Below are 14,303 nucleotides of genomic sequence, written 5' to 3'. Positions count from 1 at the left end.
GGCGAAGTGAAACCGGCGGCGGCCCCCAGCCATATGGCAGGCAGCCCTCCTTCCGGTCCGGAGACCCTGCCCGCATGTCCGCATCCCTCATGGCCGCCGCGCCCGCCCCGGCGCGGGCGACCGACATCCAATCCCCGGCCGCCCTCGGCGCCGCCGCGCTGCTGCTGCTCGGCGCGCTGGCCATCGGCCAGGCCGTCAGCCCGCGGCAGGCGGCGCTGTACCTGCTGGGCGCCGCGCTCGGCCTCGTGCTCTACCATGCCGCCTTCGGCTTCACCTCCGCCTGGCGGGTCTTCATCGCCGACCGGCGCGGGGAGGGGCTGCGGGCGCAGATGCTGATGCTCGGCATCGCCGTGCTGCTGTTCTTCCCGGCCCTGTCGGCCGGATCGCTCTGGGGCCAGCCGGTGACGGGCAATGTCTCGCCCATCGGCCTGTCCCTGCTGTTCGGCGCCTTCGTCTTCGGCATCGGCATGCAGATCGCCGGCGGCTGCGCCTCCGGCACGCTCTACACCGCGGGCGGCGGGTCCGTGCGGATGCTTCTGGTGCTGGCCTTCTTCATCATCGGCTCGGCGCTGGGCGCGGCGCATTTCCACTGGTGGCAGGCGCAGTGGCACCTGCGGCCCATCTCCCTCGTGCAGGACTGGGGCGTCGGGCCGGCGCTGGCGCTGAACCTCGGGCTGTTCGCGCTGATCGCCCTGGGCACGGCCTGGCTGGAACGGCGCCGGCATGGCGCGCTGGTGGCGGCGCGGCCGGCACCGCGGCAGGGCCTGGCCAGGGTCCTGCGTGGCCCCTGGCCGGTGCTGGCCGGCGCCGTCGCGCTGGCGCTGCTGAACTTCGTCACCCTGGCGCTCGCCGGGAAGCCCTGGGGCATCACCTCGGCCTTCGCGCTCTGGGGGTCAAAGGCGGCGATCGCGGTCGGCATCGACGCCGCAAGCTGGCCCTACTGGTCCACGCCGCAGGGCCAGGCGGCGCTGCAGGGCAGCGTGCTGCGCGACATCACCTCGGTCATGGATTTCGGCATCGTGCTGGGGGCGATGCTGGCGGCGGCGCTGGCCGGCCGCTTCTCGCCCAGCCTGCGGGTGCCCCTGCGCTCGGCGCTGGCGGCAGTGATCGGCGGGCTGATGCTGGGCTATGGCGCGCGGCTGGCCTATGGCTGCAATATCGGTGCCTATTTCTCGGGCATTGCCTCCGGCAGCCTGCATGGCTGGGCCTGGATGGCGGTCGCCTTCGCCGGCAGCGTCATCGGCACCCGGCTGCGGCCGCTCTTCGGGCTGGAGGTGGAGCGGACCCCGCGGCAGACCGGGTGCTGAGCGCCGCGACCGGCGCGGTCATGCCGCCCGCGGCGCCAGGGCGGCGAAACCCTCCCGCAGCGCCGCCGGCATCTCGGTCGGGCGCCGCGTGGTCGGGTCCAGCATCACCATGACGCCGACCGAGGTGGCGAAGCAGGCCTCGTCCAGGAACAGCCCCTGCTCCACCGTGATGCTGCTGCGGCCGATCCGCGCCACCGCGGTGCCGATCCGCACCCGGCCGGGGTAGTGGATCTCCCGCAGGTAGTCGATCTCGACCCGGGCCACCGCCATGCGCACGGCGCGGGTCTCCGGTGGGCCGGCGACGGCCAGCATCAGTTCCGCCCGCCCGGCCTCGCAGAAGGCGCCGATGGCGCCGTTGTTCACATGGCCATTCATGTCCGTGTCGGACACGCGCAGCTTCTCCTCCGTCCAGAAGAGGAAGCGCGCGGGCGGCGGCGGCGGGGCGGGCATGGCGGCGCGACGCGGGCGGCTACTTCTTCTCCGCCTCGTAGCGCGCCTTGTTCTCGGCATTGGGCGGGTAGAGGCCGGGCAGCTTCTCCCCCTGCTCGACCTTGCCGACGATCCAGGCCTCCAGCCGTTCCTGTTCCGGCCCGCCCTCGACCACGTCCTTCAGGAAGGCGGCCGGGATGCAGACCGCGCCGTCATCGTCCACCACGATGATGTCGTCCGGGAAGACCGCGACGCCGCCGCAGCCGATCGGCTCCTGCCAGCCGACGAAGGTGAGGCCGGCGACCGAGGGCGGCGCCGCGCCGCCCTTGCACCACACCGGCATGCCGGTGCCGACCACGCCGGCGACGTCCCGCACGCAGCCATCCGTCACCAGGGCGGTGACGCCGCGCTTCATCAGGCGGGCGCAGAGGATGTCGCCGAAGATGCCGGCATCGGTGACGCCCATGGCATCGGCGACGGCGATGACGCCCTCCGGCATGTCCTCGATCGCCGCGCGGGTCGAGCGCGGGGAGGACCAGGATTCCGGCGTCGCCAGGTCCTCCCGCGCCGGGACGAAGCGCAGCGTGAAGGCGGGGCCGACCATCCTCTTGCCCTTGGCCGTGGGCGTGAAGGGCTGCGGCCCACGCATCCAGATGTTCCGCAGCCCCTTTTTCAGCAGCAGCGTGGTGATGGTGGCGGTGGAGACGGTCTCCAGCACCGCGCGGGCGGCGGCATCGAGGGGCATGGTGTTCTCCTGGCTCGCCGCGCAGCCATAACCTCCTCACTTCATGTCGAACAGGTGCCTTTGCCGCCGCAGGGCCGGAACGCGGGCAGAATGGCCGCGCCCCGTGCTCGGCTCCTGGGCCCGGCCTGCGTCCAGCGGAACCGGCATGCGGTGCCCGGCCATGGGCGCGGAACCGCGCGCCACGGCGGCGCGGCCGCGACGCGATCCGGCCTCGTGTCCTGCCGGCGGAGTTCGCCGCCACCGGCTGCGAACTCTCCGGATCAGGATGCCACTGCAGGCAAACACGAGTGGTCGGACCCGAGGGGCGCCGCCGGTGGCGGCGTCCTTCGGGTTCGGGACACCAGCGCGCTTTCCGTTCGCCATGGCCGACGGCAACCGCTCCGGTCATTTGAAGCCATGGGCCGCTTCGCCCGACCAGGTGAGTCCACCTGGGCGGGATCTGCCCTAGCGGCCCGCGGCGGCGATGAAGGCGGCGGCGTCCGTCAGGCGGTCCGGGCCATGCACGTCGCGGGCGAAGCGGCGGCCATTCTCCGACAGGCGGCCCAGGCTTTCGGGGTCCGACAGCAGGCCGGTCACGGCCGCATGCAACTCGCCGCTGGCGACGAGCCGGACGCCGCATGACTCGTCGAAATCGCCCTGGATGGCGTGGCCATAGGCAACGACCGGCGTGCCGCAGGCCAGGGATTCGATCAGGGACCGGGGCACGCCTTCCCACAGGGAGCAATGCACCATGATCCGGGAGAGGCCGATGGTCTCCAGCACCTGGTCATTCGGCCGGCTCCCGAGGAATTCGACCTTCGGGAAGTCCTTGGCCGACAGCTCGACCTGCGGCCGGGTCTCGCCATCGCCGATCAGGGCGACGGCGTGGTCGGCGAAGAAGGCCTGCAGCTCGATCTGGTTCTTCCGGGGCTCGAACTGCCCGACATTGACGATGTCGTATCGCGGCGCGGCCTGCAGCCGGGTCTGGAATACCCGGTCGGCGACCGGCCAGTTGATGTATTTGGGCAGCACCTGGCACAGGACGGCATCCTTGACCGCCGTGCGAACCAGGGCCGCCTGACGGTCGCTTTCGGTCAGCACGAAGTCGGCATGCACCAGTTCCGGCTCCACGGCATTGCCGCCGAGGATGAAGCCGATGCGGCAGGCCAGATGCCGGGCGCCTTCGATGATCTGCCCGACGATGCTGTACCCGATGCCCTTGAAGATCAGGATGTCGGGCTTCTCGGCCAGCACGGCATGGAGCATCGCCGTCGACACCGTAGCATGCGCTTCGGCCCGCCCGTCATCGGCCGGACAGTACCGGATGGCGACGCCTTCGCCCGTGTCCCGGGTGATGGTCGCACCGCCATCGAAGGCGCGCAGCAGACCCACCTCGTGCCCCATTCCGGCGAGGCGCTGGGCCAGGTAGACTTCGCGCGTCTCGCCATAGATCTCGGGCGCGGGATGCGACAATACGATTTGGATCTTCATGGCCCGAAGGGTCTATGCGGGTGAACTGCTTGCGCCGGCATCCTGAAGGCGTCCGATCGCGGCGTCGACGACGTCTTCCGGCGGCGGCGCGACGGACACCAGGATCGCGCCTTCCTCGGGCGTCGGCTCCTCCAGCGTGGCGAATTGGCTGGCCATCAGGCTCGCCGGCATGAAATGCCCCGGCCGCGCCGCCTGCCGCGCGCCGATCAGCGCCGGCTCCCCCGCCAGGTAGAGCAGCCGCAGCGCCGGCCGGCCGGCCCGCAGCCTTTCCCGATAGGCGCGCCGGAGCGCCGAGCAGGTCACCACGCCGCCGCTGCCCTCCGCCGTCCTTGCATCCACCCAGGAGCCGATCGCATCCAGCCAGGGCCAGCGGTCGGCATCCGTCAGCGGCTCGCCGCGGCGCATCTTCGCGATGTTGGCGGGCGGGTGGAAGGAATCCGCATCGGCGAAGGGCAGGCCCAGCCGCTCGGCCAGCAGGCCGCCCACCGTGCTCTTGCCGGCGCCGGAGACGCCCATGACGAGGACCAGCGGCTTCATGGTCACTCCGCAGCCGGCTTCGGTGGCTCCAGATGCCCGCCGAAGCCCTTGCGCTGGGCGGACAGCACCTTGCCGCTGAAGCGCGCCTCGTCCCGGCTGGCGAAGCGGGCATAGAGCGCGGCCGAGAGCACCGGGGCGGACACCGCCGTCTCCACCGCCGCCTGGACCGTCCAGCGGCCCTCCCCGCTGTCCGAGACATGGCCGGAGAAGCCATCGAGCGCCGGGTCCTGCTGCAGCGCCTGCGCCGTCAGGTCCAGCAGCCAGCTCGCCACCACGCTGCCGCGCCGCCAGGCCTCGGTGATGTCGGGCAGGTTCAGGTCCAGGCGCTGCTCGGGCGGCAGCGCCTCGCTGTCGGCATGCTTGAGGATGTCGAGACCCTCGGCGAAGGCCTGCATCATGCCGTATTCGATGCCGTTATGGACCATCTTGGTGAAATGCCCGGCGCCGTTCGGGCCGGCATGGACATAGCCCTGCTCGGCCCGCGGATCGCCGGCGAAGCCGGGGGTGGGCGGGGCGGCGGCCCTGCCCGGGACCAGGGCGGCCAGCAGCGGGTCCAGCCGGTGGACCACCGCCGCCTCCCCGCCGATCATCAGGCAGTAGCCGCGCTCCAGCCCCCAGACCCCGCCGGAGGTGCCGATATCGAGGAAATGCAGCCCCTTGTCGCGCAGCATGGCGCCGCGGCGGACGCTGTCCTTCCAGAAGCTGTTGCCGCCATCGATCAGCACGTCCCCGGGGGACAGCAGGCCGGCCAGCGTCAGCAGCGCCTCTTCCGTCGCCTCGCCGGCAGGCAGCATGACCCAGACGGCGCGCGGCGCGTCGAGCGCTGCCACCAGCGCCGGCAGGTCGGCGGCGGCGGTCGCGCCCTCGGCCGCCAGCGCCTCCCGCGCCGCCGCGTCGCGGTCGAAGGCGACGCAATGGTGCCCCGCTCGGAGCAGCCGCCGCACGATGTTGCCGCCCATCCGGCCCAGGCCGACCATGCCCAGCTGCATCGCGCCTCTCTCCCGCTGACCAATCGCTCTGCGCATCTAACCGGCACCGCCATCGCTGGAAAGTCACCCGTCCGACACGTCCCGGTTGTGGCTCGGGGCTTGCTAGGCTGCGGGCATGACGGATTGCATCACCCTGGTGCTGAACGGTAGGCCGGTCACCCTGGCGCCCGACCTCTCGCCGACCATGACGCTGCTGGACTGGCTGCGCGGCCCGGCGGGGCTGCCCGGCACCAAGGAAGGCTGCGCGGAGGGCGATTGCGGTGCCTGCACCGTGGTGCTGGAAGGGCAGGATGGCAGCCGCACCCCGGTGAATGCCTGCCTGGCGATGCTGGGCCAGCTGCATGGGCAGGCCATCCGCACGGTGGAGGGGCTGCGCGGGCCGGATGGCGGCCCGCACCCGATCCAGCGCCTGCTGGCCGAGGCCGATGCGACGCAGTGCGGCTTCTGCACCCCGGGCGTCGCCATGGCGGCCTGGGCGCATGCCCGCACCGGCGGGCCGGAAGGCGGGGATGTGCATGAGGCGCTGGCGGGGAATCTCTGCCGCTGCACCGGCTATCGCCCGATCACCGACGCCTTCGCCGCGATCGTCGATGATGGCGCGCCGCAGCCGCCCGCCCTGCCCGGCATCGGCGGGGCCCGCTTCGCCGCCGGGGACCAGGTCTTCCACCGCCCCGCCAGCCTGGCGGACCTGCTCGCCCTGCGGGCGGCGCATCCCGGGGCCTGGCTGCTGGCCGGCGGCACCGATCTCGGCCTGCGGGTCAGCGAGCACCGCGAACGCCCCGCCGCCGTGATCCATGCCGGCGCGGTCCCCGAGTTGCAGGCGCTGGTCGCCGACGCGGCGGCGCTGACGATCGGCGCCGCGGTGCCCTATGCGCGGCTGCCGCCGCTGCTGGATGGCGGGCTGGCGCCGCTCGGCGCCCTGCTGTCCCGCCTGGGCTCCCGCCAAATCCGCGGCATGGGCACGCTGGGTGGCAATCTCGGCACCGCCTCCCCCATCGGGGACATGCTGCCGCCGCTGCTGGCGCTGGATGCCACCCTGCGGATCGCCTCCCCGCGGGGGGAGCGGGAGCAGCGGGTGCAGGATTTCCTGCTGGGCTACCGCCGCACCACCCTGGCGCCGGACGAGGTCATCGTCTCCGTGCGCCTCCCGCGGCCGCGCCCGGGCGAACACCTGGCCTGCGAGAAGGTCAGCAAGCGGCATGACCAGGACATCTCCGCGGTCGCCGCCGGCTTCCTGCTGCGGGTGGAGGGCGGGCGGGTGGCCTGCGCCCGCCTCGCCTTCGGCGGCATGGGCCCGATGGCGGCGCGCGCCCCGGCGGCGGAGGCGCGGCTGACCGGCAAGCTGCTGGCCCCGGCCAGCTTCGAGGATGCGGCGGAAGACCTGGCCAAGGACTTCTCGCCGCTGACGGATTGGCGCGGCAGCGCGGCCTACCGGCTGGCCGCGGCGCAGGGGCTGCTGCGGCGGCTCTACTGGCGGGTGACCAAGCCCGAATTGGCGGCGGAGGTGCACGCGTTGTGAACCACATCCCGACCCTGCCGGCCCACGCCGCCGGGGAAGCGCCCCGCACGGCCCGCGGCATGGGCGCCGCCCTGCGCCATGACAGCGCGCTGAAGCACGCGACCGGCGAGGCGCGCTTCCTGGACGATGCGCCCGAACCGCCCGGCCTGCTGCATGCCGCGCTGGCCCTGTCCCCGGTCGCGCATGGCCGCATCCTGGCGCTGGACCCGGCGCCGGCGCTGGCCCTGCCGGGCGTGGTCGCGGTGCTGCTGCCGCGCGACATTCCCGGCCGCAACGACATCGCCGCCGCCGGCGCCAACGAGGTGATGCTGGCCGAGGGCATCGTCGAATATGCCGGCCAGCCCCTGGCCGTGGTGGTGGGGGAGACGCGCGATGCCGCGCTGGCCGGCGCCGCGGCGCTGGCGCCGGAGATCGCGCCGCTGCCGCCGGTGCTGAGCATCGAGGAGGCGATCGCCCGCGAGGCCTGGATCCTGCCGCCGCAATCCATCACCCGCGGCGATGTGGGGGAGGCGCTGGCCAATGCCCCCTATCGCCTGGCGGGCGAGTTCCGCGCCGGCGGGCAGGAGCATTTCTACCTGGAAGGCCAGATCGCCCTGGCGACCCCGGGCGAGGATGGCGACATCGCCGTGCAATCCTCGACCCAGCACCCGACCGAGGTGCAGCATGTCGTCGCCCGAGTGCTGGGCCTCGACTACAACCGCGTCACCGTCGCCACCCGGCGCATGGGCGGCGGCTTCGGCGGCAAGGAGAGCAACGCAAGCTGGGTCGCCGCCGCGGCCGCGCTGGCCGCGCGCCGCACCGGCCGGCCCGTCAAGCTGCGCCTGTCGCGCAAGGCCGACATGGCGGCGACCGGCAAGCGCCACCCCTTCCTCTATCGCTGGACCGCCGGCTGCGACGCCAGCGGCCGCATCCTGGCGCTGGACGCCATCATGGCCGCCGATGCCGGCCACAGCCTGGACATGACCGGCGGCGTGATCTTCCGCGCCATCACCCATGCGCTCGGCCCCTGCGACGTGCCGGCGCTGTCGCTGCGCGCGCTGGCCTGCAAGACCAACACCGTCAGCAACACCGCCTTCCGCGGCTTCGGCGGCCCGCAGGGCGCGCTGCTGATCGAGGATGTGGTGCATCGCGTCGCCGATGCGCTCGGCGTGCCGCCCGATGTCGTGCGCGAGCGGAATTTCGCCGGCGGCGGGAACGGCACCGAGACGCCCTATGGCCAGCACCTGGAGGGCGACCTGATCCGCCGCGTCTGGGCGGAGGCGAAGCGTGATTCCGACTGGGATGCGAAGCGGGCGGAGATTACGGCCTTCAACGCGAAGCATCCGCTGCTGCGACGCGGCCTGGGCAGCATGGTGCTGGCCTTCGGCATCTCCTTCGGCCAGATGCACATGAACCAGGCCGGCGCCCTGGTGCATGTCTACACCGACGGCTCCATCCGCCTGAACCATGGCGGGACGGAGATGGGGCAGGGCCTCTTCATCAAGATCGCGCAGGTGGTCGCCGACGTCTTCGGCGTGGACCCCGACCGCATCGCCATCACCGCCACCACCACCGCCGAGGTCCCCAACACCTCCCCCACCGCGGCCAGCACCGGCAGCGACCTGAATGGCTGGGCGGCGCATGCCGCGGCCAGCGCCATCCGGACCCGCATGGCGGAGGTCGCGGCCGCGGAATGGGGCGTCGCACCCGGCGACATCGCCTTCGCCGACGGCATGGTGCGCGCCGGCGGCAACCGCGCCATGACCTTCGGCGAACTCGCCAAGCTGTCCTACATGCGGCGCGTCTCGCTCTCGGCCACCGGCTTCTACAAGACGCCCGACATCCACTGGGACCGCGCGACCATGCGCGGCCAGCCCTTCTTCTACTTCTCCTACGGCGCGGCAGTGGCCGAGGTGGCGGTGGATACTCTGACCGGCGAGCATCGCTGCCTCGGCGCCTGGCTGGTGCAGGATTGCGGCCGCAGCCTGAACCCTGCGGTGGATCGCGGCCAGGTGGAGGGCGCCTTCGTCCAGGGCCTGGGCTGGCTGACCTGCGAGGATCTCTGGTGGGACGCCGAGGGTCGGCTGCGCACCCTCGGGCCCAGCACCTACAAGATCCCGGGCAGCCGCGACGTGCCGCCGGTGTTCAGCACCCGGCTGCTGGAAGGGGCGCCGGCGCGGTCCGAGACCATCTTCCGGTCGAAGGCGGTGGGGGAGCCGCCGCTGCTGCTGGCGACGGCGGTGTGGAACGCGCTGAAGGACGCGATCGGGACGGACCGGCTGGATGCGCCGGCGACGCCGGAGCGCGTGCTGATGGCGTTGCGCGGGCGGCGGTAGTCGTTGCGAGAGGGCTCTGCCCTCACGCGCTCACCCCACGACGGGGTCCCCATGACGATGCGCAGCATCGTCATGGGGTGTCCCTAAGGCCGAAGGGCCCTTGGAACCCGCGAGTCTGGCGCCTGCCGCTGACGCGGGGCACCCTGCCGGACAGCTTACCGGGAGGAATGCCATGCACGCCACGCGCCGGGCCGCGCTCGCCGCCGGCCTCGCTTTGCCCTTCGCCGCGCGCGCGCAGGAAGGATTCCCCAGCCGCCCCGTCCGCCTGATCGTCCCCTACAGCGCCGGCGGCATCGCCGACACCGTCGCGCGCATCGTCCAGCCCAAGGTCGCCGAGCATCTCGGCCAGTCGCTGATCGTCGAGAACCGCACCGGCGCCTCCGGCGCCCTCGGCGCCGCGCTCGTCGCGCAGTCGCCGCCCGATGGCTACACCCTGGTGATGGAAGGGGCGACGACCATCACCTCGCCGCTCGCCAACAAGTCCCTGCCGCTCGACTACGACAGCCTCGTCCCCTTCACCCAGCTGACCAGCGCGCCCTATGTGCTGGGCATGCGCGCCGACTTCGCGGCGCGCGACCTGCGCGGCTTCCTGGAGGACGCGCGGAAGCGCCCCGGCGCCGTCACCTTCGGGACGCCGGGCGTCGCGCATATCGGCCATCTCATGGGCGAACTCATGCAGTCCATGGCGGGCGTGAAGATGGAGCACATCCCCTATCGCGGCGGCGCCGATGCGGCGCGCGACCTCGCCGCCGGCCGCATCGACAGCGTGTTCATCTCGGAAAGCAGCCTGCGGCCGGTGCTGGAGAGCAGCAAGGCCCGCGCCATCGGCGTCACCGGCGCGGCCCGCCGCCCCAACCTGCCGGATGCGCCGGCGATCGGCGAGGTGCTGCCGGGCTATGAGCTGTCCACCTGGATCCTGCTCTTCGCCCCGGCCGCGACGCCGGCGCCGGTGCAGGACCGCCTGGCCGCCGCCTTTCGCCATGCGGTGGAGGACCCGGCGACCCGGGCGCGGCTGGAGAGCACGGGCAGCGACCCGGTCTGGACCGACCCCGCCGGCGCCCTCGCCCTCTATGCCCGCGACAAGGCGGTGATCACGCGGCTGATGCGGGAATCGGGGCTGGCCGCGGGCGGCTGACCTGGCGCGCTCACCCCGCCAGGCACCGGACCGGCCGCCGGACCCCGTGCGGATCGATCGCCGCAGGGGGGAGCGAGCGGGGCCTTTCTTCCGGCGATGACCCACGGGCTCCAAGGGCCTTTCGGTCCTCGGCTGGTGGGGTTCGAGGGGGGCAGCGCCCTCCTCGACCCGCCTCTCCGGTCAGCTGCCCTTGTCGCCGCCCCGGCTGCCCGCCGGCCGCGCCAGCGGCGTCACGCCGCCGGCGCCCGGCACGTTGGGGTTGGTCACCACGGGCAGGCCCGCATCGGTGCTGGGCCCGCGCGCCGGGGTGTCGCAGGCGGCCAGCAAGGGGGCCGCGGCCAGGGCGATCATCAGGATGCGCATCGGGTGTCTCCTTCGTCCCCGGACCGGGCGGCCCGGGCGTGGGGAAAGCCTGCCGGCACGGGCGGCGTCCCGCTTGGAGGGATGCCCGCCGGCTTGTCGCCGCGTCCTGTCGCCCTGTCGGGCGGCGTTCAGTCCTGCGGCAGGCCGGGGGCATCGCGGCTGCCGCGGCCGGTGGCCTTTGGCGTTTCCTTCACCGCCTCATCCGGCCCGGCGGTTTCGCTATTGCCCTTCACCGCGATGTTCACCGGGCCCTTCGGCGCGGCGTCGTCGGTGCGGTTCACGCCCTGGGCAAGGTCGCTGCGCTGGTACTGCGCTTCCGGCCGCTTGTCGCGCGCCGGCGCCTTCGGGCCGCCCATCCCGGTATGGGAGGAGACGGTGTTCTCGTAATCCTCGCCGGGGTTGGTTGCCTGGTCGGGCCGCATCACGGGGTCGCTCGACATCGCTGGTCCTCGGCTGTTGCCGGGACAACGCGCCGGGCGGGGGAAAGATCAGGCCCGGTCGGCGGCCGCGCGGGGGGCGGAAGCGGCGCCGCCCCCTTCCGCCGGCGGCGCCAGCGCCGCCTCCATCGCCAGGCGCAGGCTGGCCAGCTTGCGCTCGTTCTCCACCTTCAGGCCGAAGACGTCCTTCACGTAGAAGACGTCCACCGCCCGCACGCCATAGGTGGTGATGTGCGCGCTGGCGATCTGCAGGCCTTCCCCGCTGATCGCCGCCGTCACGTCGTGCAGCAGCCCCGGCCGGTCGCGGCCATTCACCTCGATGACGGTATGGGTGTTGCTGGCATGGTTGTCGAACACCACCCGCGGCGGCACCGTCACCGCCCGCAACCTTGCAGGTTCGCGGCGGACCTTGCGGATCTCGTCGCGCAACCGGAGGCGGCCGGACAGCGCCTGCTCGATCAGCACGGAAAGCCGCGCCAGGCGGTGCGGCGCGTCGAAGGCGCCGCCGGCGGCGTCCTGCACCCAGAAGGTGTCCAGCGCCATGCCGTTTGTCAGCGTATGGATCCGGGCATCGACGATGCTGGCGCCGGCGACGGCCAGGGCGCCGGCGATGCGGCTGAACAGGCCGGGATGGTCGGCGGCATAGACCGTGACTTCCGTCACCGCCCGGCTTTCCAGCACGCGGGTGCGCACGGTCAGTGGGGCGCTGGTCGCCTCCGCCTCCCGGATCAGGGCGGCGTGGCGGGCATGCGTCTCGGCGTCGAAGGACAGCCAGTAGCCGGGATAGCCGAGCGCGAGGAAGCTCTGCCGGTCCGGTTCCGGCCAGCCGGCCAGCATGGCGGCGGCGGCGTCGCGGGCGCGGGCCACGCGCACGTCGCGTTCCGGCACGCTCAGCCCGCCGGCCAGCACCTCCGCCACCCGCCAGTAGACCTCCCGCAGCAGGGTGGCCTTCCAGCCGTTCCAGACCTTCGGCCCGACGGCGCGCATGTCGCAGACCGTCAGCACCAGCAGCAGCCGCAGCCGCTCGGGTGACTGCACCAGATCGGCGATGTCGAGGATGGTCTTGGGGTCCTCGATGTCGCGCTTGAAGGCGGTCTGGCTGATCAGCAGGTGGTGGAGGACGAGCCAGGAGACGGTCTCCGTCTCCTCCGGCGTCAGGCCGATCTTCGGGCCAAGCTCGGTGGCGATTCGGGCGCCGAGCTCGGAATGGTCGCCGCCGCGGCCCTTGGCGATGTCGTGTAGCAGCGTCGCCATGTACAGGGCGCGGCGCGATTGCAGCTGGCCGATCAGCTCCGAGGCGACCGGGGCGGCCTCCGACAGCTCCCCGCGCTCGATCTGCTGCAGCACGCCGATCGCCTCGATCGTGTGCTCATCGACCGTGTAGACATGGTAGGTGTCGAACTGCATCAGCCCGACGATGCGGGCCCAGTCCGGCACGAAGCGGGAGAGGAACCCCGTCTCGTTCATCAGCCGCAGCCAGATGGCGGCGTCCTTGCCCGCCAGCAGGTCGAGGAAGAGGGCATTCGCCTCCTCCGTCCCGCGGATCGCCACGGCATGGTGCGCGTTGCGGATCAGCGCCCGGACCGCCAGCGGGTGCACCTCCAGCTTGCGGTCGCGCGCCGCCTTCAGGATGCGCAGCATCAGGATCGGTTCGCGGGAGAAGTCGCGGTTCGGCGGCGCCGCCACCAGCTTGCCGTCGGCCAGCGCGAGGCCCGCCTCGGCCAGCGCCGCATCGCCCTGCCGGCGGGTGGCGGGCGGACCGAGCGAGGCGCGCTCGATCGCCGGCTCCAGCACCCGGGTCAGCCGCAGCACGTCGCGCACCGTCAGGAACAGGTGCTTCATGAAGCGCTCGACGCCGTCCTGCCGGCCGCGCGGCGTGTAGCCCATGCGGGCGCCCACCACCGGCTGGAAGTCGAAGGTCAGGCGTTCCTCGGCGCGGCCGGCGACGTAGTGCAGGTGGAAGCGGACGGTCCAGAGGAAGTCCCAGGCGCGGCGGATGGCCCGCGCCTCGTGCTCGGTCAGCAGGCCGCCGCCCGGGCTGTCCGGCCCGACCAGGTCCGGCATGCGCTGGGTGCCGAAGGCGTAGCGCGCCAGCCAGTAGAGGGTCTGCAGGTCGCGCAGGCCGCCGCGGCCTTCCTTGATGTTCGGCTCGACCAGATAGGGGCTGTCGCCGTACCGGGCATGCCGCCCCGCCCGTTCCTGCCGCTTGGCCGAGAGGAAGGGGCCGAGGCCGCGCTGGCGGTTGCCGCGGGCGAAGGCGTCCTGGAAACGGTCGAAGACCGGCTGCTCCCCGGCCAGGAAGCGGGCATCGACCAGCGCGGTCATCACCGTGGAATCCTTGCCCGCCTCCTCCAGGCAGTCGCGCAGGCTGCGGGTGGCGTGGCCGACCTTCAGGCCGAGATCCCAGAGCAGGTAGAGCACGAACTCCACCACCCGCTGGGCGCGCGGGCCGGCCGGCGCGTCGCTCAGGAACAGCAGGTCGATGTCGGAATAGGGGCCGAGGACGCCGCGGCCATAGCCGCCGGTGGCGACCAGCGCGAAGGGCGCCTCCGCCAGTTCCGCCGCGCCGCGGGCCGGCACCATGGCCAGGGCATAGTGGTGGATCGCCGACATCAGCCCGTCGCTCAGCGCCGCCAGCCAGCGGGCGGCGGCGAGGCCGGACAATTCATGCGCCTCGAAGCTTTCCTGCACCGTCGCCTGGATGCGGCCCAGATGCCGGCGCAGCAGGTCCAGCGCCTCCTCCCGCCGGACCGGGCCACGGCCCGCCTCCCCGCAGATCTCGGCAATCAGGTCCGGGATGACGGCCGGCATCTCGGCCAGCACCGGATGGCGCTGGGAGGAGGTCCGGGGACCTCCATACTCGGGGCTCGGGGCGGAGGCGGCGCTCATTCCCGCCAACCTAGCGCCTGTCAGCCCTGGGGGACAGCGCCTTCCATCAAGGACTTCAGCCTGTAGAGCGCCTCCTGCGCCTCCCGCGGGGACAGCGCATCGGGGTCAAGCGCGGCCAGCGCCGCGAGCGCCGGGTGGCCGCCCGGCGCGGCCGCCGCCGGCGCCGCC

At 72.9% G+C, this 14,303-nt stretch carries 12 protein-coding genes; 4 read left to right on the top strand and 8 right to left on the bottom strand.

Annotated features, from left to right (window positions below; translation table 11 throughout):
• Window positions 1–74: 74 nt before the first annotated feature.
• Entirely contained in the window at window positions 75–1,307 is a 1,233-nt protein-coding gene (locus E2C05_RS12205) for a YeeE/YedE family protein (protein WP_133219913.1), read from the top strand.
• Between the two features lie 18 nt (window positions 1,308–1,325).
• Here the strand turns inward: E2C05_RS12205 and E2C05_RS12200 are convergent, their stop codons facing one another.
• The 5 genes from E2C05_RS12200 to gnd form a co-directional block, all read right to left on the bottom strand.
• Entirely contained in the window at window positions 1,326–1,757 is a 432-nt protein-coding gene (locus E2C05_RS12200) for an acyl-CoA thioesterase (protein ID WP_205082787.1), read from the bottom strand.
• Between the two features lie 19 nt (window positions 1,758–1,776).
• On the bottom strand, window positions 1,777–2,481 hold the full coding sequence (locus E2C05_RS12195) for a ribonuclease activity regulator RraA (RefSeq protein ID WP_133219911.1): 705 nt from the start codon (window positions 2,479–2,481) through the stop codon (window positions 1,777–1,779).
• A gap of 444 nt (window positions 2,482–2,925) precedes the next feature.
• The gene (locus tag E2C05_RS12190; RefSeq protein WP_133219910.1) at window positions 2,926–3,951 is read right to left on the bottom strand and encodes a glycosyltransferase family 4 protein; all 1,026 of its coding nucleotides are present in this window, start codon (window positions 3,949–3,951) and stop codon (window positions 2,926–2,928) included.
• Between the two features lie 12 nt (window positions 3,952–3,963).
• The gene (locus E2C05_RS12185; RefSeq protein ID WP_133219909.1) at window positions 3,964–4,488 is read right to left on the bottom strand and encodes a gluconokinase; all 525 of its coding nucleotides are present in this window, start codon (window positions 4,486–4,488) and stop codon (window positions 3,964–3,966) included.
• Window positions 4,489–4,490: 2 nt separating this feature from the next.
• A complete protein-coding gene (gene gnd / locus E2C05_RS12180) occupies window positions 4,491–5,477 on the bottom strand; it encodes a phosphogluconate dehydrogenase (NAD(+)-dependent, decarboxylating) (protein WP_133219908.1) in 987 nt (328 codons plus the stop codon).
• 115 nt (window positions 5,478–5,592) lie between these two features.
• Here gnd and E2C05_RS12175 point away from each other — a divergent pair, with 115 nt between their 5' ends.
• From E2C05_RS12175 to E2C05_RS12165, 3 genes are all read left to right on the top strand, one after another.
• Window positions 5,593–6,996: a xanthine dehydrogenase small subunit gene (locus E2C05_RS12175; protein WP_133219907.1), complete on the top strand. Its 1,404-nt coding sequence runs from the start codon at window positions 5,593–5,595 to the stop codon at window positions 6,994–6,996.
• 59 nt (window positions 6,997–7,055) lie between these two features.
• A complete protein-coding gene (gene xdhB, locus E2C05_RS12170; protein WP_133219928.1) occupies window positions 7,056–9,311 on the top strand; it encodes a xanthine dehydrogenase molybdopterin binding subunit in 2,256 nt (751 codons plus the stop codon).
• A gap of 172 nt (window positions 9,312–9,483) precedes the next feature.
• Window positions 9,484–10,446, top strand: coding sequence for a Bug family tripartite tricarboxylate transporter substrate binding protein (locus E2C05_RS12165; RefSeq protein ID WP_133219906.1), 963 nt, complete (start codon window positions 9,484–9,486; stop codon window positions 10,444–10,446).
• A gap of 180 nt (window positions 10,447–10,626) precedes the next feature.
• On the opposite strand, the gene E2C05_RS12160 is transcribed toward E2C05_RS12165, so the two are convergent.
• The 3 genes from E2C05_RS12160 to E2C05_RS12150 all read right to left on the bottom strand — a co-directional run bounded on the left by E2C05_RS12160 (window position 10,627) and on the right by E2C05_RS12150 (window position 14,135).
• Entirely contained in the window at window positions 10,627–10,809 is a 183-nt protein-coding gene (locus E2C05_RS12160; RefSeq protein WP_133219905.1) for a hypothetical protein, read from the bottom strand.
• Between the two features lie 128 nt (window positions 10,810–10,937).
• Complete coding sequence (locus tag E2C05_RS12155; RefSeq protein ID WP_133219904.1) at window positions 10,938–11,249, bottom strand: hypothetical protein; 312 nt, start codon at window positions 11,247–11,249, stop codon at window positions 10,938–10,940.
• Between the two features lie 48 nt (window positions 11,250–11,297).
• The gene (locus E2C05_RS12150) at window positions 11,298–14,135 is read right to left on the bottom strand and encodes a [protein-PII] uridylyltransferase (protein ID WP_133219903.1); all 2,838 of its coding nucleotides are present in this window, start codon (window positions 14,133–14,135) and stop codon (window positions 11,298–11,300) included.
• Between the last annotated feature and the right edge of the window lie 168 nt (window positions 14,136–14,303).

This window comes from Paracraurococcus ruber, from assembly GCF_004353985.1.
Taxonomy (GTDB): Bacteria; Pseudomonadota; Alphaproteobacteria; order Acetobacterales; family Acetobacteraceae; genus Paracraurococcus; species Paracraurococcus ruber.
This window is presented reverse-complemented; position numbering and strand designations above follow the sequence as displayed.